Genomic DNA, 16,390 nt, shown 5'->3' with positions numbered 1-16,390 from the left:
GAGCCTAAACTGTTAAGATACACTGAAACAAAGACAGGGGTGGATGAGGATTTCAGCTAGCCTGACGTGCGGTAAGCCGGACGACATCATCGTCCTTGGACAGGCTGATCGTCATGCCGCATTCGCGGGCGAGCAGGAATGTGTAGATCGGCTGAACGGAATGCGCGTCGACCCGCTCGGGCTCCTGTCCGCCAAGTGTTTCCTGCATTCCCAGGGGAATGCGCGGATTGAGCCCCTTGGCCTCGAGCGTGAACACCGGCGCGGCGGGTTCTCCGGTCATGGACACGGTAATGTCGCCGCCGCGCGGAACGCATTGGTTGGCGATCAAGACTAAATTAAGCAAAAGTTTAACAAAGTTCTTCGGCATCAGGTGCCGGTCGACCTGCCAGATCAGGTTTGATTTCTCGTTCTCCATGAAACCGCTAGCGACGACTTGGGCGTCGCCGAGATCGATTTCCGCACCGGCAGAGCCGGCTGCTCCGAATGCCAGCCGGGCGAACTGCAGCTTCGCCGAGGCCTGGCGGGCGCTCTTGCGGATCAGGTCCATGGCGAATTCGCGCATGTCCTCAGACCCCTCCTCGTCCAGGACCTCCAGTCCGTTGATGATCGCGCCGACCGGACTGATGATGTCGTGGCAGATCCGGCTCGAGACGAGGGCCGACAGATCGAGCGACGAGAGGTCTTTGAGTTCGGACATGGCGGGGTGGTGCTCCTGGTCGACGCAAGCCGGTCGGATGATTCGCGGATGTGGACGAAAACGTTACACAGCACCGACTGCCCTGCCAAGCCGCGCCGCCCCTTAAAGCCGCGGAGAACAGCCGGTTTTCAGCGCATTCGCATCGGCCTGTGTCGTCGTCGATTCCAGTTCGATGATGAACAGGAAGCGGTTGACGACGGAGTGGAAGAAATACAGGCGGCCGTCGAGGATCGCGAAGATGGCGGGATTGCCCGCAGTGGCGTACCCTTCGGCCAGCGCGTAAGCTCCGCAGCCCGTGTATTGCGGCACATAGACCTCCGGCGAGCGCTCGAAGGCGGCGCGATTTCCCTCGTTGACGAACAGCCATTTCACGCCGCGCCACTGGTGCTCGAACCTCCGGTCGCCCAGACGCGCCCGGCGGTCGACGAAATAGGCCACCGGATCGTGCCCGCCGATCGCATAGCCGCCGATCGGATCCGTCAGGTAGTAGGCCGGCCGTGCCTGGCCCGTGCCGGAGCCGGCGAGCGGCACCGCCGCCGTCAGAACGCCCGGCACGACAAGACGGAGCCATATCCTGGTCAGAATTCGACTACACTCTCGCATCGATTCGGCTCGCGGAACTGTCGGCCTGCCTGCGAATCGGCACAGGCATGTCACGATAGCACACGCGGTCCTCACGGCGCCTCGCGAGCGGGTGCTCGCGCTACGGGAGAAGCGACAGCATGACGGCATCGACACGAACCGCCCCGTTCGGATGGATCAAGGCGGCGCTGGCCACCGCCATGGCAATGATGGCGTTGGCCGGCCCGGCATCGGCCCAGAACACGCAGGCACCGGGCAGCAACTACAACCAGAACGAGATCGTTGCGGCCGGCCACAAGTTCTTCGGCTCCGTCTCCGGCGGGCTGGCGTCGGTGGTCGAGAACGCGGTCAAGCAATACGGCGAACCGAACGGCTACATCCTCGGCGAGGAAGGCTCCGGCGCCATCGTCGCCGGCGCCCGCTACGGCGAGGGCGAGCTTTATACCCGCAACGCCGGGGTCCATAAGATCTTCTGGCAGGGCCCTTCGATCGGATGGGACTTCGGCGGCGACGGCGCCCGCGTGATGATGCTGATCTACAACCTGCCGACCGTCGAGGCCATCTATCGCCGCTACGTCGGCGTCAACGGCTCCGCCTATCTGGTCGGCGGTTTCGGCATGACCGTCCTGTCCAACGACAACATCATCGTCGTGCCCGTGCGCTCCGGGGTCGGCGCCCGCCTCGGTATCAACATGGGCTATCTCAAGTTCACCCAGAAGCCCACCTGGAACCCCTTCTGACCGAGCGTTCCTCGGGTCTTGCGACGCATCCCCTTGGCCTGCAACGCTGTGTCGGGTATTCATGGTATTCGTTTCCTGCCATTTCCGACAGCGAGGCAGCTTGTGATCGAAGCGGCGATGTATGTGGCTCTCGGGTTTTTATCGGCCAGTCTGGCCGGGCTGGCCATCGCCTCGGCGGTCTGGAAGCGGGCCGTTCGCCTGACGCGGGAAGCCGTTCTGGCCACCAACCCGTCGAGCTACGCCGAGGTTCGCGCCGCTCAGGACAGCGCGCGCGCCGAGCACGCCCTGACAGTCCGCCGGCTCGAACGCGAGTTGGAAAGCCTGAAGGAAGCCTCCGTCGCCATGCGCCTGGACCTTGGCCGGGCCTTGCGCGCCGAGAAGGCGCTCGTCGCCGAACGCGACGCCCTCGCACAGCAGCAGCGGGAATTGAACGCTACCCGCGAGGCCCAGACAGCGGAACTCGACCGCCTGCGCAAGGAAGCAGCCCAGGCCCGTCACCAACTGGAGGCGGCCTCCCGTGCCGAGGCCGCAGCGGCCAAGGCAGATGGCGGGCACCCATCAGGGCATGAGTGGAGGGAAGCGGCCGACACCATGGCGCTCGCCACCATTACCGGCCTGGAGGCCCAGATCGCCACGCTCAAGCGTCGCCTGGAGGATTCCGAACGAGGAGCGGAGATCCTCGCCGAACAGGTCGCCCCGGATGCTGATGCGGACGGTCTTCGGCATCTCGTCGCCCGGCTGGAAAGTCAGCTCGTCGACATGGAAGCCGACTACATCGCTGCCCAGGCCGAGGTCGCGCGCCTGACGCTGCATCTCGACATGGCCGATGCCGCTCCCGACGAGAGGATCTCGCGTCTCGACGGGCAACTTAAGCAGGCTGCGGCCGAACAGGCGCGGCTGGCCGCCCGTGTCCAGGACCGCGAGCGGGTGCTGTCGCGCAGCCGTACCGAGATTGCCCGCCTGCGTCGCGAAATGGCGCGGGGCGAAGGCATCGCTGCCCTGCGGCAGGACTTGAAGGACCTCGCCAGAAAGATTGCCGGACCGTCCGGCGCGGATGCCGCGGAAGCACCAGCCCGGGATATGCCGGAGGCCGGGAACCCGGCGCGAACCGCAAAGTCGGAGACCAAGACGACAGCGCCCGCGAAACGCCGCGCCCCGACCGCCGAGGGAGAGGCCCGCTCGGCAGCCGAACTCGCCGGCCGCATCGTCAAGGCGAGCAAGGCCGCCGCAGCTGCCGGTCCGGCCGCCTCGGCCAATCCGTCGGCTCCGGATCCGGACAAGAAGAAAGTCGTCGCCTAGCTGCGGGCTTCGGCCCGCGAGCCGTCGAACCAGTGCTGCGTTCGATTGGCCAGGGCGACCAGCGACAGCATCACCGGCACCTCGACCAGCACCCCGACCACCGTCGCCAGCGCCGCTCCCGAATTGAGGCCGTAGAGGCTGATCGCCACGGCGACCGCCAGTTCGAAGAAATTCGACGTGCCGATCATCGCGCAGGGCGCGGCGATGCGGAACGGCACCTTGAGGGCGTAGGCGGCTCCGTAGGCGACTGCGAAGATGCCGTAGGACTGGATCAGCAGCGGCACGGCGATCAGCACGATCAGCATCGGCTGGGCGAGGATAACCTGACCCTGGAATCCGAACAGCAGCACGACGGTCGCCAGCAACCCGCTGATCGACGCCGGCTTCAGCCGGTGAAGGAACGCCGCCAGCGCCTCGCCGCCATCCCGGCGGGCCGTCAGGCGGTGGCGGGTGAAGACGCCGGCCGCGAGCGGCACCACCACATAGAGCACGACCGACAGCAGGAGCGTGCCCCAGGGCACCGGGATGTCGGTCACCCCGAGCAGCAAGGCAACGATCGGCGCGTAGGCGAATACCATGATCACGTCGTTCACGCTGACCTGCACGAGCGTGTAGTTGGCGTCGCCACGGGTCAGTTGCGACCAGACGAAGACCATCGCCGTGCAGGGCGCGGCGCCGAGCAGGATCAGCCCGGCAATGTAGCCGTCCGCATCCGCCGGCGGAATGAGATCCGAGAACAGCCCCTTGAAGAACAGAACGCCGAGCACCGCCATGGTGAAAGGCTTGACCAGCCAGTTGACCACGAGCGTGATCAGCAGCCCCCTGGGCTGTTCCGCGACGCGCGGCAGGCTGGCGAAATCGACGGCCACCATCATAGGATAGACCATCGCCCAGATCAGCACGGCGACGACCAGATTGACCTTGGCGACTTCCATCGCTGCAAGGACCTGGAACACGCCAGGCATCAGTTCGCCGAGAGCGAGACCGGCAGCTATGCACAGCGCGACCCAGACGCTCAGGTATTTTTCAAAGAACGACATGCTCGGTCTGGCCTCACTCTGCCGTGGATTGGGCTTGGGTGGCGCCGTCCATGCGGCCGATGTCGTGCATGCGGGCGCGCAGCGTCAGCGTATCGAGGCTGCGGATCGGCAGGCTGACGAAGGCGATTATGCGGTTGCGCATGAACTGCATCGCCTGCTTGAAGGCGGCGCGCCGGACGTACTCCGGACCCTCGACGGCGGCCGGATCCTCGATGCCCCAGTGCGCGGTCATCGGCTGGCCGGGCCAGGCGGGACAGGCTTCGCCGGCGGCGTTGTCGCAGACGGTGAAGACGAAATCCATCATCGGCGCGCCTTCGGCGGCGAATTCGTCCCAGTTCTTGGAGCGTAGGCCCGCTGTCGGGATCTCGGCGGCCTCCAGCACTTCCAGGGTCATCGGATGGACCGCCCCCTTCGGCGCGGAGCCGGCCGAATAGGCGCGGAACCGGCCGCCACCGAGATGGTTCAGCAGGGCTTCGCCCAGGATGGACCGGGCGGAATTGCCCGTGCACAGGAACAACACGTTGTAGACGCGATCGGAAGGCTCGGCAGTCGGCATGGCATCCTCCTCAGCAGGCGCAGGCGATTTTTTCGATGAGGGGCTGGCACAGGTCCGGCTCCCCCCCACAGCAGTTCTCCAGCAGGAATCCGAGCAGGCCCCGGATACCCTCGAAATCGGCGAAATAACGGACGGCACGCCCCTCGCGCCGGCTGGCGATCAATCCGGCGCCCTGCAGGATGCCGAGGTTGGTCGACAGGGTGTTCTGGCGGACGTCGAGCTTGCGCGCGATGTCGCCGGCCAGGCAGCCGTCCTGGCCGCACTGGATCAGCAGGCGGAACACGGCGAGCCGCGTTTCCTGCGACAAGGCCGAGAAGGCCTGGAGGGCTTTAATTTCATCCATATTTCTTGATTACTCGATATTTTGAAGTATGGCAAGGGCCGCCTTGCCGTTCTGTTCGATGATCGGCACGACCTGCACCGCCTGCCACGGGCAGGCGAAGATCCTGCGGGCTTCGGAACGCGACGCACGGCTTCCGAGGCGCACGGACGCGCAGGAAGGACGAAATGTGGGAAGGATATGGCACTCCCAAGGGGACTCGAACCCCTGTTTCCGCCGTGAGAGGGCGGCGTCCTGGACCGCTAGACGATGGGAGCGTCGGCGCGCCATCGCGCGCTTCGCTTGAGGATTGCGGATATAGGCTGCCCGGCGCGTCGGCGCAAGGCCTTTTGCCGGCTGCGCACAAAAAGTCTCAGCGGGAGACCAGATCGGTCCGGCCGATCAGCGCGCCGCTCGTCGCGTCGTAGTGCAGGATCGCAGCCGCCTCGCCCTCGCGGATCAGCACGATCAGCCGGCCACCGCTCAGTTCCACGTCCTCGACGCGCGCCTGCGACGGCAGGGCGATCGTCGCGGCAATCGCTCCGGAGGCCGGTGTGCTTGCGGAATTGACCTTGTAGAGGATAGCTGCGAAGACGGCGACGAAGCCGGCGACCATCACCAGGCTCGAGCCGGCCAGAAGCCGCCGCAGCTTGGTCTGGACGCGCGCGGTCGCCGGATCAAGCGGCGTCTCGTCCTCATCGTCGCGCCGCCCCTTGTCGTCGAAGACGGGATTGTTCATGAACGAAACTTCTCCTGAAGCGCGCCACACCGGCCTTTCGGACGGTCCGGACGCGCGGTTCACCCTGCAGGTCGGGGCGGAAGATGCCGGCAAGCGGCTCGACGCCGTGCTGGCAGCGCACCTGGCGGACCTCAGCCGCACGCGCGTGCAGGCCCTGATCCGCTCCGGCGAGGTCACGGTCGACGGCGGCAAGATAGTGGAGCCGAAATACCGGGTCAACGAGGGGGCGACGCTCGCCCTAGGCCTGCCCGAACCGGAGGAGGCCGAACCAAAAGGCGAGGACATCCCGCTCGTCGTCGTCTACGAGGACGACGACCTGATCGTCATCGACAAGCCGGCCGGCCTGGTCGTTCATCCCGGCGCCGGCAACTGGACCGGCACGCTGGTCAACGCGCTCATCCGCCATTGCGGCGACAGCCTATCTGGCATCGGCGGGGTCAGACGCCCGGGCATCGTCCACCGGCTCGACAAGGAGACCTCCGGGCTCCTCGTCGTCGCCAAGACCGATGCCGCCCACAAGGGTCTGTCCGAGCAGTTCGCCGACCACGGCCGTTCCGGTCCGCTCGAGCGCGCTTATGCAGCCCTCGTCTGGGGCGCTCCCGCCACCCTGCGCGGCACCGTCGATGCCAATCTCGCCCGTTCGGACGCCAACCGCCAGAAGATCTCCGTGGTGCGCAACGGCGGGCGTCACGCCGTCACCCACTGGCAGGTGCTGGAGCGTTTCGGACCGGCCGACCAGCCGGCGGTCGCTTCGCTGCTCGAATGCCGGCTGGAGACCGGCCGCACCCACCAGATTCGCGTCCACATGGCCCATATCGGCCACCCGCTGATCGGCGACCAGATCTACGGCGCGGGGTTCAGGACGAAAGCGAACCGGTTTCCGGAGCCTATCCGGACACATGTAGGAGGGTTTCCGCGCCAGGCTCTGCACGCCGGCCTGCTCGCCTTCGCCCATCCGCGGACCGGCGAGACCCTGCGCTTCGAGAGCCCCTATCCCGATGATTTCCAACAGCTTCTCGGCGCATTACGAAAATTTTAGGATCGTAAAACACCGATAAGTCGTGTTTTTGGCGTATTCGGGCTTATATTGGTCGCCACGCGGGCCGGGAACCGGCCGCCGGATGCAAGCGTTTGCCATTGAGATTCCTCGGCAATCGGCCGCGGGAACGGCCTTTGCGAAGGCATCGGGGGAACGCTTAGAACGGGAGAAAGGGGGCGCATTTCATGGCCCAGAACGTGCCGATGCTCACCGCCGGGGAAGGCGGACTGAGCCGCTATCTCGACGAGATCAGGCGGTTTCCGATGCTGGAACCGCAGGAAGAATACATGCTCGCCAAGCGCTACAAGGAGCATGACGACCCCGCCGCAGCGGAACGGCTGGTCAACTCTCACCTCCGCCTTGTCGCAAAGATTGCAATGGGTTACCGCGGCTACGGGCTGCCGCTCGGCGAAGTCGTGTCCGAGGGCAACGTCGGCCTTATGCAGGCCGTCAAGCGCTTCGAGCCGGACAAGGGCTTCCGCCTGGCCACCTATGCCATGTGGTGGATCAAGGCCGCCATCCAGGAATACATCCTGCGCTCCTGGTCGCTGGTCAAGATGGGGACCACCGCCAACCAGAAACGCCTGTTCTTCAACCTGCGCCGCCTCAAGGGTCGCATCCAGGCGCTCGAGGAAGGCGACCTGAAGCCGGAGCAGGTCCAGGAGATCGCCACCAAGCTCGGCGTGCCCGAAGAAGATGTCGTGTCGATGAACCGCCGCCTGGCCGGCGACGCCTCGCTCAACGCGCCGATCCGCGCCGCCGAGGCCGACTCCGGCGAATGGCAGGACTGGCTGGTGGACGAATCCGAAAGCCAGGAAACCCTGCTGGCCAATCAGGAGGAACTGGACATTCGCCGCAAGCTGCTCGGCGACGCCATGGACATTCTCACCGAGCGCGAGCGTCGCATCTTCGAGGCTCGCCGCCTGGCCGAAGATCCGATCACGCTGGAAGAGCTGTCCACCGAATTCGGCGTCAGTCGCGAGCGCGTGCGCCAGATCGAGGTTCGCGCCTTCGAGAAGATCCAGAAGGCCGTGCGCAAGAGCGCACGCGACCTGGAGCAGCCGTCCCTCGCCTGAGCGCGACGGCACTGGCATCGAACACAGACGGGCCGCGCGGCAGATGCCGCGCGGCCCGTTTTCCTGTGCAGGACCGGCCGTTTGTCGCGCCGTCCCGGCTCAGCGGATCTCGGCCGCGTAGGTCTCGACCGGAACCAGTTCCTTGATCAGGCCGTTCACGTGCAGGAATTCGGCGAAGCGGCGGTAGCGCCCGGCGTCGAGGGCGGACGGCCGCTTGGCGAAGCGGGCCAGCGTGTCGCTCCAGGCACGCCGGTTGAGATCATCGTCGAGATTGGGATAGGCCGCGACGAACGCCTGCCAGGCCTCATCCGGATGGTTGGTCAGATAGATGGTCGCCGCCTCGACCGCCGAGAGAAAACGGACAAGACGCGGGTCGCCCGTCCTGTCCTTGTGCGCCACGTAGATCAGCTCGTCGAACACCGGCACGCCGTTCTCCTCGGGATAGAAGGCCCTGCCCCGCTTGCCCTCCAGCTCGAGCTGCGTCAGTTCGAAGTTGCGGTAGCCGCCGATGACGGCGTCGACCTGTCCGGACAGCAGCGCCGGCGACAGCGCGAAGTTGACGTTGATCAGTTCGACGTCAGCGGCGCTCAGGCCCTGCGACTTCAACATCTGGCCGAGCATGGCGTCCTCGAAGCCGGACACCGAGAAGCCGATCTTCTTGCCCTTAAGGTCCGCAAGCGTCCTGATCGGACCGTCCTCCAGCACGATCAGCGAGTTCAACGGCGTCTCCACCAGCGTGCCGATCCAGCGGATCGGCAGGCCCTCGTCGATCTGCGCGTGCAAGGTCGCCTGATAGGAGATCGCGATGTCGCCCTGTCCTGCCGCGACCAGCTTCGGCGGCATGGCCGGATCGGCCGGTTCGATCAACTCAACGTCCAGGCCTTCGGCCGCGAAGAAGCCCTTGGTCAGGGCCGTGATCACCGGCGCGTGGTCCGGGTTGGTGAACCAGTCGAGAAGCACGGTCAGCTTGTCGGCCGCCCGCGCCGGCGTCTGTAAGGCAAGAAGCGCGGCCAGGGCAAGGGGAATCAATCGTGTCATTTGTCAGCTCCCGTTGGATTGAAAACGCGGAATGGGGGATCAATCCTCGCGCTGCCAGGGCACGAGGCGGCGCGTCGCCCGCTCGACGGCAAAGCGCAGAAGCAGGACCATCGCGGCAAGAAGCACGAGGGCGGCGAACATCATGTCCGTCTGCATGCGGGCGTTGCTCTGCAGCATGATGAAGGCCAGCCCGCCCTTGGCGCCGACCCACTCGCCGACGATTGCCCCGATCGGCGCGAACACGGCGGCGATCCGGATACCAGACGCCAGCGCGGGCAAAGCCGAGGGAATGCGAAAGTGGATCAGCTCCCGAAAACGCCCGACCCGGTAGAGACGAGCAAGGTCGGCAAGGCCCGCGTCGAGCCGACGCAGGCCGTCGTAGTAGGTGGAGGTGACCGCGAAGAAGATCACCAGCACCGCCATGACGATCTTCGAGGACAGGCCGAAGCCGAGCCACAGCACCAGGATCGGCGCGATAGCAAAGACCGGCAGCGCCTGGGTCACCAGCACGGCCGGCAGCAGCGCCCGGCGCACCAGCGGCAACAGCCACATCGCCAGCGCCAGGGCCGAGCCGGCGACGATGCCCAGCACGAAGCCGAGTACCGTCTCATAGGCGGTGATCGCCGCATGCTCGAGCAGGAAGCCTCCCTGCCGGCGAAAGGCGTCCGCGACCCGCAGCGGCCCGGGCAGCATGTAGGGAGGCACGTCGAACAGGCGAACGGCGCCTTCCCACAGACCGATAAGCAGAGCCGCGCTCGCAAGACCGGACAGGATGGTCTTCATGGCGCCCCGCAGAAGTCAGCGGGACGATCGACGTAGGAACCGGCCGCGCGAGGCCGAGCGATGCAAAAGAACGGCCGGAGCCGGCCGAAGACATATGACACGTCAGGATCTCCCGTCTTCGGCAGTTGCCGAATGCGACATTGGAGATCCGGGATAAGGCTAAAGGCTTCCGTCCCTTCGCCGGCATGACCCGGATCAGGTTCTAAGGGTTCGGCGCAAGCGCCATCTCAGCTCCCTGGAGCACCCCTCGGACCGTGTCTAGGATGAAATGATCGGCCCCTTATTGCAAGGGGTTTTGTGCATCCCGCAAGACCGGAACGGGGCTGGCAGATCAGCCGCCGCTGCCCCAGACCGTCATGGCCTGCTCCAGCGCCCGCGATCCCGGCGTCCCCTTCTCCAGGGTCAGGATGGCGCGCTTGCCAGTGTCGTAGAGGATCGGGATATCGATCCAGCCGCGCTCGCGCATGAGCGCGATATTGCGTTCGCGTTCGCTCTCGATGCTCGACAGGGCGATCCAGAAATAGCCCGGTGCGACCTTGACCGACGCCCCGAGCAGGGCGTCACCGCGCGCTTCTTCGGTCGGCTTCATGACCAGTCCGGGCACGTTCGCGACGTCCCGGCCGGAGAAGCCCTCAGGCAACTGGAACTGGACCTCTACCAGATGGCTAGCTGGCAGCGAACTATCGGTGTTCGGCTTGATACGGATCGTCACCGATACGTTGCGGTCGGGAATTTCCGCATTGGCCGCCAGAACGGTCTCCTTGCGGCCCGAGGCGTCGGTTTCCTCGGTCACGGACCAGGCGACTCGCCCCTGCGACGCGGTGCCCGAACCGCTTGCATCTTCGCCCTCCTCATAGAGGATCGAGCGCTGCGCGACGATCGTTTCCGGCGCCACTTCCGCCGTCGGAGCAGCCGGCGCGGGCACCACCGCCGGGGCCTCGGCCGCCGGTGGCGGCTCAAGAGGCGCCGGGGCGGGTGCGGGCTGCGTCGGCGCGGGCGTCGCTTCGACGTCGCCGGACGGCGTGACGATCGTGCCGCCGGCAGGCTGCGTCGGCGTGATCAGCGTGGTCGTCACCGACCGGGCGTCGGGCGCCGCCGGCTGCCCATTGTCGTCCAGCAGCCGGTCGGTGCTCTTCTCCGAACGTGCGCCGTTCTCCTCCACCGGAGCCGGTGCCTGGGCAGGTTCGGGAGCCTGCGGCGCTACCGCGACCTCCGGCGGACTGCTGTCGCCGGCAAACAGGTCGGACAGCGTATCGCGTTGCGAATAGACGACGGCACCGATGCCGATCACGATCAGGACGAGGCCTGCCAGCAATACGTAAGATGTAAGGGTACTCGCCTTGCCGCGATCGCTCGCGCGCGGTTGCGGCCGCCGCGGACGCTTTGCCTCCTCGGCGACCGGAGCCTCCTCCGGAGCTGCGGTCGCACCGAAATCCCCGCTGCGCTTGCGTTCGCCCGCATCCGCCGTCCGTATCCGGGTGTCGCCGGAAAAATCCCTCGGGCCGGTGAGCGCGGAAAGAGGACCCGGTTCGGGCTGGACCGGCGCCCTGGGACCTGTGGAAGCACCGAAGGTCGGCTCCCTGCGCGGCGGCGACGCCTCGCCCGCCTCCGCGTCGGGGGAAAAGGCATCCTTTGCGCTCTGAACGGCGCGGCTGGAAGCTGCTCCGAGCTTTTCGGCGTCGCGTACGGCCGTTCCGAGCGGCGCCCCAAGCGGAGCCCTGGCCGGCGCTGCCGGAGAGGGCGCTGCCGGAGAGGGCGCGGGCGGAGACGGGGGCGGCGTGGCGGCTGGCGCGGTCGACACGCTCTGCGTGGCGGAAGACGGTACCTGAACGGTCGGGATCGGCGCCGCCTGCTCGGCGGCCGCAGGTCGGCCGAGACCGAGCGTCTCGCGCGCGGCTTCGGCCTCGACCTTGCGGATCGCCTCTTCCAGGCGCAATTGTTCGGCGGTGATTTCGGAGGGCGAGAGCGGCGGTTCGTAGGCCTTGAGCTGATTGACGATCGCGTTGCGTGCGCGGCTGTAGACGCTGCGGCGCGCAGCGCCGTTGTTCTCCGGCAGGGAGGCGATTGTTTTCTTCAGGATCGAATAATAGTCAGCCATAGGCTCGCTCGCGGGGAGTTCGCATCCGAAACAAAGGCTTATACCAAAGTCATCCGAATGCGAACCTTTTGTTGACGCTCCGGCGACCTGCACGTGCTGCCTGCACGCATCCGCAGGCACACGCCGCACCGACCAGTCGCGGTGCCCTCGTCATCGGATCGCTCAATCCTGGAACGGGTTCTGCACCAGGATCGTATCGTCGCGTTCCGGACTCGTCGACAGCAGGGCCACCGGCGCTCCAATCAGTTCTTCCACGTGGCGGACGTATTTCACCGCCTGCGCCGGAAGGTCCGCCCAGCTGCGTGCGCCTTCGGTCGACTCTTTCCACCCCGGGAGGGTTTCGTAGATCGGTACGACGCGCTCCTGGGCACCCTGCGATGCAGGAAGATAGTCGATTCGCTTGCCGTCCAGTTCATAGCCGACGCAGATTTTCAGCTCTTCCAGACCGTCCAGCACGTCAAGCTTGGTCAGTGCGATACCGTTGATGCCGGAGGTGCACACAGTCTGGCGGACCAGGACGGCATCGAACCACCCGCACCGCCGCTTGCGCCCGGTCACCGTGCCGAACTCGTGGCCTCGGGTGCCCAGAAAATCGCCGATCTCGTTGACCTGCTCGGTAGGGAACGGACCTTCTCCGACGCGCGTCGTGTAGGCTTTGGTGATCCCGAGCACGTAGCCGACCGATCCCGGCCCGAGACCGGAGCCCGTCGCCGCCTGTCCGGCCACAGTGTTGGACGAGGTGACGAACGGATAGGTCCCGTGGTCGATGTCGAGCAGCGCGCCCTGCGCGCCTTCGAACAGCAGCCGCTTGCCCTCGCGGCGCTGGCGGTCGAGCAGGCTCCAGACGGAGTCCATGTAGGGCAGGACCTTGTCGGCGACCGAGGCGAGTTCGTCGTAGATCGCCTGGGCAGACACCGGATCCTGGCCGAGCCCCATGCGCAGGGCATTGTGATGCACCAGCAGCCGGTCGATCTTTGCCGGCAGGGTCGACAGGTTGGCGAGATCCATCAGCCGGATCGCCCGGCGACCGACCTTGTCCTCGTAGGCCGGGCCGATGCCGCGCTTGGTGGTGCCTATCCGGGTGCCGGTATTCGAGCTTTCGCGCAGCGCGTCGAGTTCCCGATGCAGCGACAGGATCAGCGTGACGTTCTCGGCGATGCGCAGCATCTGCGGGTCGACCGTGACGCCCTGGGCGCCCAGCCGGCCGATCTCATCGACCAGCGCGTGCGGATCGAGCACCACGCCGTTGCCGATCACCGACAGCTTGCCCCGGACGACGCCGGACGGCAGCAAGGACAGCTTGTAGCTGACGCCGTCGATCACCAGGGTGTGGCCGGCATTGTGCCCGCCCTGGAAGCGGACGACCACGTCGGCCTGCTCGGACAGCCAATCGACGATCTTGCCCTTGCCTTCGTCCCCCCACTGCGACCCGACGACAACCACATTGGCCATAGGTGCCATGCCCTCCTGAAACCGGTCCTTCTTGCCCCGGCGCTCCACCGCGGAGCGCCGACGCGCAAAGCCCCGGCAGGATACCGGGGCAAACAGCGCGCGACTATAGTCTTTCCCGGCGCCGGTTGCGAGCCCCGGACGGTCCTTTTCCGCCGGTCCCTGCACCGAGTGATCGCTGTGTCCGCGCCGCGCCTGTACCGGTAGTTCCAAAGCTCGCGTTTCGGGTTTTGCCCCTCGGTCCGCTGTGCTACGCCGCTCCCACGTCGCCTGGCCGTCCGGCCAGACCTTCGACTTCGGAACCCTCGAATGACGCTTGTAAACTGGCTGCTTCTCGGACTTCTCGGCGCGATCTGGGGCGGGGCGTTCCTGTTCGCCAAGGTCGCCGTCGCCGAAATTCCACCCTTCGTGCTGGTGTTCCTACGGGTCGCCCCTGCCGCTGCCGTGCTCCATCTGGCTCTGGTCCTGACCGGCCGGCGGTTCCCGCGCGAGGCGAAGCTGCTCGGCGCATTCTGCGTCATGGGGCTGCTCAACAACACGATCCCCTTCTCGCTGATCGTCTGGGGGCAGACCGAGATCGCCGCTGGTCTGGCGTCCATCCTGAACGCCACCACGCCGATCTTCACCTTTCTGGTCGCCGCAGTGCTGCTGCATCAGGAGACCGTGGCAGCGCACCGCGTGGCCGGCGTTCTGGTCGGCTTCTGCGGGGTCGTCGTGATGCTCTCTGCCAGCATCGCCGGCCTCGCCGACGATCCTCTCTGGGCCCAGGCAGCCTGCCTCGGGGCGGCGCTGTCCTATGCTCTGGCGGCGGCCTTCGCCAGGCGATTCCGCGATCTTCCGCCCCTCGTCACGGCCACAGGCCAACTCACCGCCTCCAGCGTGATCATCCTGCCGGTCGCCGCCGTCACGGCGGGCGCGTGGTCGCCGCTTGCGACCAGCGGCGTCGTCTGGCTCAACGTGCTGGCGCTCGGCATCGTCGCCACAGCAGGGGCCTACCTGATCTATTTCCACCTGCTCGCCCGTGCCGGCGCGACCAACGCCTCGCTGGTCACGTTGCTGATCCCGGCCAGTGCCATCCTGTCCGGCCACCTGCTCCTCGGCGAGCGTTTGTCGCTCGCCCAGGTCGCCGGCCTCGGCCTCTTGTTCGCCGGGCTCCTGCTGCTCGACGGCCGGATCCTGGCGCTCGCGCGGCGCGGGGCTGCCTGAACGCGAAAGGGGCGACTCGCAGCGAGTCGCCCCTGACCGGTTTTGCGGCGAACGCGGATCAGAACTTGAGCAGCTTGACCTGCTTCACCAGCGGCAGCGCGTTGATCTGCTCCAGCGTCCGGGCGGGGACGTCGCCGTCGACCTCGATCAGGGCGATCGCGTCGCCGCCGGCCTCGGTGCGACCGAGGTTGAAGGTGGCAATGTTGACACCGGCCTGGCCGAGTAGGGTGCCGAACTTGCCGATAAATCCGGGCTTGTCCTCGTTCGTGATGTAGAGCATGTGCGGGCCGAGTTCGGCTTCCATGTTGATGCCCTTCACCTGGATGATGCGCGGCTTGCCGTCGGCAAACACCGTGCCGGCGACCGATCGCTCCTGGCGCTCGGTGATCACAGTCAGGCGGATGTAGGTCTCATAGGCCCCCATCTGCTCCCGCCGGACCTCTTCGACATGGATGTCGCGCTCCCGCGCCATGGCCGGCGCCGAGACCATGTTCACGGTCTGCAGCAGCGGCGTCAGCACCCCGGTCAGGGCCGCCGCTGTCAGGGCCTTGGTGTTCATCTCGGCGACCGCACCTTCGTATTCCAGCCGGATGCCTTTGATTCCGGTCTCGGTGAGTTGGCCGGCGAAGGAGCCGAGTTGTTCGGCGAGGCGGACGAAGGGCGTCAGCCGCGGCGCCTCATCGGCCGAGATCGACGGCATGTTGAGAGCGTTGGTGACCGCGCCGTTGATCAGGTAATCGGACATCTGCTCGGCCACCTGCAGCGCCACGTTTTCCTGCGCTTCCTCGGTGGAGGCGCCCAGATGTGGCGTGCAGACCAGGTTCGGCGCACCGAACAGGACGTTTTCCTTTGCCGGCTCCTCCGTGAACACGTCGAAGGCGGCGCCGGCGATCTTGCCGCTGTCGAGCCCCTCGCGCACCGCCTTCTCGTCAACCAAGCCGCCGCGGGCGCAATTGATGATGTAAACGCCCTGCTTCATCTTGGCGATCGCCTCTGCCGAGATGATGTTGCGCGTCTTGTCGGTCAGCGGCGTGTGCAGCGTGATGAAATCGGCACGACGGAACAACTCGTCCAGTTCCACCTTCTCGACACCGAGGTCCTGCGCGCGCTCGCCCGAGAGGAACGGATCATAGGCGAGCACCTTCATCTTGAGCCCGATCGCGCGGTCGGCGACGATCGAGCCGATGTTGCCGCAGCCGATCAGGCCAAGCGTCTTGGCGGTGATCTCGACGCCCATGAACTTGGACTTCTCCCACTTGCCGGCCTGGGTCGAGGCGTCGGCGGCTGGGATCTGGCGCGCGACCGAGAACATCATCGCGATTGCGTGTTCGGCGGTGGTGATGGCATTGCCGAACGGCGTGTTCATCACGATGATGCCCTTCGCCGTGGCGGCCGGGATCTCGACGTTGTCGACACCGATGCCGGCGCGACCGATCACCTTCAGGTTGGTTGCCGCCTCGATGATCTTGGCCGTCACTTTCGTGGCAGAGCGGATCGCCAGACCGTCGTACTGGCCGATCACTTCGAGCAGCTTGTCCTTGTCCTTGCCGAGGTTCGGCTGGAAGTCGACCTCGACACCGCGGTCCTTGAAGATCTGGATGGCGGCCGGCGACAGACTGTCGGAAATGAGGACTCGGGGAGCCATGATGCGTGTCCCTTGAAAACGGCGCGCTGCGCCCGCCAGGACCGGAGCGGTCGGGGCACGGCCCGGGCACGGGGCCCGGGCGCG

The 16,390-nt window shown here is 66.3% G+C and carries 16 protein-coding genes, 1 tRNA gene and 1 riboswitch; of the genes, 5 read left to right on the top strand and 12 right to left on the bottom strand.

What is annotated here, in order from left to right:
• Window positions 1-52: 52 nt before the first annotated feature.
• Both chpT and SL003B_RS04785 read right to left on the bottom strand, forming a co-directional pair.
• On the bottom strand, window positions 53-697 hold the full coding sequence (chpT, locus tag SL003B_RS04790; protein ID WP_013651694.1) for a histidine phosphotransferase ChpT: 645 nt from the start codon (window positions 695-697) through the stop codon (window positions 53-55).
• A gap of 102 nt (window positions 698-799) precedes the next feature.
• Window positions 800-1,252, bottom strand: coding sequence for a YHS domain-containing (seleno)protein (locus SL003B_RS04785; protein ID WP_013651693.1), 453 nt, complete (start codon window positions 1,250-1,252; stop codon window positions 800-802).
• Window positions 1,253-1,419: 167 nt separating this feature from the next.
• Between SL003B_RS04785 and SL003B_RS04780 the strand changes: the two genes are divergently transcribed.
• The gene (locus tag SL003B_RS04780) at window positions 1,420-2,019 is read left to right on the top strand and encodes a DUF1134 domain-containing protein (protein WP_013651692.1); all 600 of its coding nucleotides are present in this window, start codon (window positions 1,420-1,422) and stop codon (window positions 2,017-2,019) included.
• Between the two features lie 117 nt (window positions 2,020-2,136).
• Window positions 2,137-3,318, top strand: a complete 1,182-nt coding sequence (locus SL003B_RS04775) for a coiled-coil domain-containing protein (protein ID WP_148259252.1) — start codon at window positions 2,137-2,139, stop codon at window positions 3,316-3,318.
• On the opposite strand, the gene arsB is transcribed toward SL003B_RS04775, so the two are convergent.
• From arsB to SL003B_RS04750, 5 genes are all read right to left on the bottom strand, one after another.
• On the bottom strand, window positions 3,315-4,358 hold the full coding sequence (arsB, locus tag SL003B_RS04770) for an ACR3 family arsenite efflux transporter (RefSeq protein ID WP_013651690.1): 1,044 nt from the start codon (window positions 4,356-4,358) through the stop codon (window positions 3,315-3,317). The two genes, SL003B_RS04775 and arsB, sit on opposite strands and share 4 nt — an antisense overlap.
• Before the next feature lie 13 nt (window positions 4,359-4,371).
• Window positions 4,372-4,914: an arsenate reductase ArsC gene (locus SL003B_RS04765; protein ID WP_013651689.1), complete on the bottom strand. Its 543-nt coding sequence runs from the start codon at window positions 4,912-4,914 to the stop codon at window positions 4,372-4,374.
• A 10-nt stretch (window positions 4,915-4,924) separates the two neighbouring features.
• Complete coding sequence (locus tag SL003B_RS04760; RefSeq protein ID WP_013651688.1) at window positions 4,925-5,257, bottom strand: ArsR/SmtB family transcription factor; 333 nt, start codon at window positions 5,255-5,257, stop codon at window positions 4,925-4,927.
• Window positions 5,258-5,435: 178 nt separating this feature from the next.
• Window positions 5,436-5,511 (bottom strand) — tRNA-Glu (locus SL003B_RS04755).
• A 95-nt stretch (window positions 5,512-5,606) separates the two neighbouring features.
• Window positions 5,607-5,972 (bottom strand): DUF6476 family protein, encoded by a 366-nt coding sequence (locus SL003B_RS04750; protein WP_013651687.1) that lies wholly within the window; start codon window positions 5,970-5,972, stop codon window positions 5,607-5,609.
• On the opposite strand from SL003B_RS04750, the gene SL003B_RS04745 reads away from it, so the two are divergent.
• Both SL003B_RS04745 and rpoH read left to right on the top strand, forming a co-directional pair.
• Entirely contained in the window at window positions 5,971-7,011 is a 1,041-nt protein-coding gene (locus tag SL003B_RS04745) for an RluA family pseudouridine synthase (RefSeq protein ID WP_013651686.1), read from the top strand. The two genes, SL003B_RS04750 and SL003B_RS04745, sit on opposite strands and share 2 nt — an antisense overlap.
• A 185-nt stretch (window positions 7,012-7,196) precedes the next feature.
• Window positions 7,197-8,087, top strand: coding sequence for an RNA polymerase sigma factor RpoH (gene rpoH / locus SL003B_RS04740; RefSeq protein ID WP_013651685.1), 891 nt, complete (start codon window positions 7,197-7,199; stop codon window positions 8,085-8,087).
• A 99-nt stretch (window positions 8,088-8,186) separates the two neighbouring features.
• Here rpoH and SL003B_RS04735 read toward each other — a convergent pair whose 3' ends face one another.
• From SL003B_RS04735 to SL003B_RS04720, 4 genes are all read right to left on the bottom strand, one after another.
• Window positions 8,187-9,125: an ABC transporter substrate-binding protein gene (locus SL003B_RS04735; protein WP_013651684.1), complete on the bottom strand. Its 939-nt coding sequence runs from the start codon at window positions 9,123-9,125 to the stop codon at window positions 8,187-8,189.
• Between the two features lie 39 nt (window positions 9,126-9,164).
• Complete coding sequence (locus SL003B_RS04730; protein WP_013651683.1) at window positions 9,165-9,908, bottom strand: ABC transporter permease; 744 nt, start codon at window positions 9,906-9,908, stop codon at window positions 9,165-9,167.
• Between the two features lie 155 nt (window positions 9,909-10,063).
• Window positions 10,064-10,166: riboswitch (TPP riboswitch) on the bottom strand.
• A 73-nt stretch (window positions 10,167-10,239) separates the two neighbouring features.
• A complete protein-coding gene (locus tag SL003B_RS04725) occupies window positions 10,240-12,006 on the bottom strand; it encodes a hypothetical protein (RefSeq protein WP_013651682.1) in 1,767 nt (588 codons plus the stop codon).
• A 162-nt stretch (window positions 12,007-12,168) separates the two neighbouring features.
• Window positions 12,169-13,458 (bottom strand): adenylosuccinate synthase, encoded by a 1,290-nt coding sequence (locus tag SL003B_RS04720; RefSeq protein ID WP_013651681.1) that lies wholly within the window; start codon window positions 13,456-13,458, stop codon window positions 12,169-12,171.
• Between the two features lie 306 nt (window positions 13,459-13,764).
• On the opposite strand from SL003B_RS04720, the gene SL003B_RS04715 reads away from it, so the two are divergent.
• Window positions 13,765-14,661 (top strand): DMT family transporter, encoded by an 897-nt coding sequence (locus SL003B_RS04715; RefSeq protein ID WP_013651680.1) that lies wholly within the window; start codon window positions 13,765-13,767, stop codon window positions 14,659-14,661.
• Between the two features lie 58 nt (window positions 14,662-14,719).
• On the opposite strand, the gene serA is transcribed toward SL003B_RS04715, so the two are convergent.
• Complete coding sequence (serA, locus tag SL003B_RS04710) at window positions 14,720-16,306, bottom strand: phosphoglycerate dehydrogenase (protein ID WP_013651679.1); 1,587 nt, start codon at window positions 16,304-16,306, stop codon at window positions 14,720-14,722.
• Window positions 16,307-16,390 lie beyond the last annotated feature (84 nt).

This window comes from Polymorphum gilvum SL003B-26A1, from assembly GCF_000192745.1.
Lineage (GTDB): Bacteria > Pseudomonadota > Alphaproteobacteria > Rhizobiales > Stappiaceae > Polymorphum > Polymorphum gilvum.
Note: the sequence above shows the minus strand (reverse complement) of the source record. Positions and strands in the feature narration are given on the sequence as shown.

Excerpts from the sequence above, each read along its gene's own strand:
- SL003B_RS04725 (WP_013651682.1), bottom strand. The coding sequence starts at position 12,006 with ATGGCTGACTATTATTCGATCCTGAAGAAAACAATCGCCTCCCTGCCG.
- SL003B_RS04735 (WP_013651684.1), bottom strand. The coding sequence starts at position 9,125 with ATGACACGATTGATTCCCCTTGCCCTGGCCGCGCTTCTTGCCTTACAG.
- SL003B_RS04745 (WP_013651686.1), top strand. The coding sequence starts at position 5,971 with ATGAACGAAACTTCTCCTGAAGCGCGCCACACCGGCCTTTCGGACGGT.
- SL003B_RS04715 (WP_013651680.1), top strand. The coding sequence starts at position 13,765 with ATGACGCTTGTAAACTGGCTGCTTCTCGGACTTCTCGGCGCGATCTGG.
- arsB (WP_013651690.1), bottom strand. The coding sequence starts at position 4,358 with ATGTCGTTCTTTGAAAAATACCTGAGCGTCTGGGTCGCGCTGTGCATA.
- SL003B_RS04760 (WP_013651688.1), bottom strand. The coding sequence starts at position 5,257 with ATGGATGAAATTAAAGCCCTCCAGGCCTTCTCGGCCTTGTCGCAGGAA.
- SL003B_RS04750 (WP_013651687.1), bottom strand. The coding sequence starts at position 5,972 with ATGAACAATCCCGTCTTCGACGACAAGGGGCGGCGCGACGATGAGGAC.
- SL003B_RS04765 (WP_013651689.1), bottom strand. The coding sequence starts at position 4,914 with ATGCCGACTGCCGAGCCTTCCGATCGCGTCTACAACGTGTTGTTCCTG.
- chpT (WP_013651694.1), bottom strand. The coding sequence starts at position 697 with ATGTCCGAACTCAAAGACCTCTCGTCGCTCGATCTGTCGGCCCTCGTC.
- SL003B_RS04730 (WP_013651683.1), bottom strand. The coding sequence starts at position 9,908 with ATGAAGACCATCCTGTCCGGTCTTGCGAGCGCGGCTCTGCTTATCGGT.
- SL003B_RS04780 (WP_013651692.1), top strand. The coding sequence starts at position 1,420 with ATGACGGCATCGACACGAACCGCCCCGTTCGGATGGATCAAGGCGGCG.
- serA (WP_013651679.1), bottom strand. The coding sequence starts at position 16,306 with ATGGCTCCCCGAGTCCTCATTTCCGACAGTCTGTCGCCGGCCGCCATC.
- SL003B_RS04775 (WP_148259252.1), top strand. The coding sequence starts at position 2,137 with ATGTATGTGGCTCTCGGGTTTTTATCGGCCAGTCTGGCCGGGCTGGCC.
- rpoH (WP_013651685.1), top strand. The coding sequence starts at position 7,197 with ATGGCCCAGAACGTGCCGATGCTCACCGCCGGGGAAGGCGGACTGAGC.
- SL003B_RS04720 (WP_013651681.1), bottom strand. The coding sequence starts at position 13,458 with ATGGCCAATGTGGTTGTCGTCGGGTCGCAGTGGGGGGACGAAGGCAAG.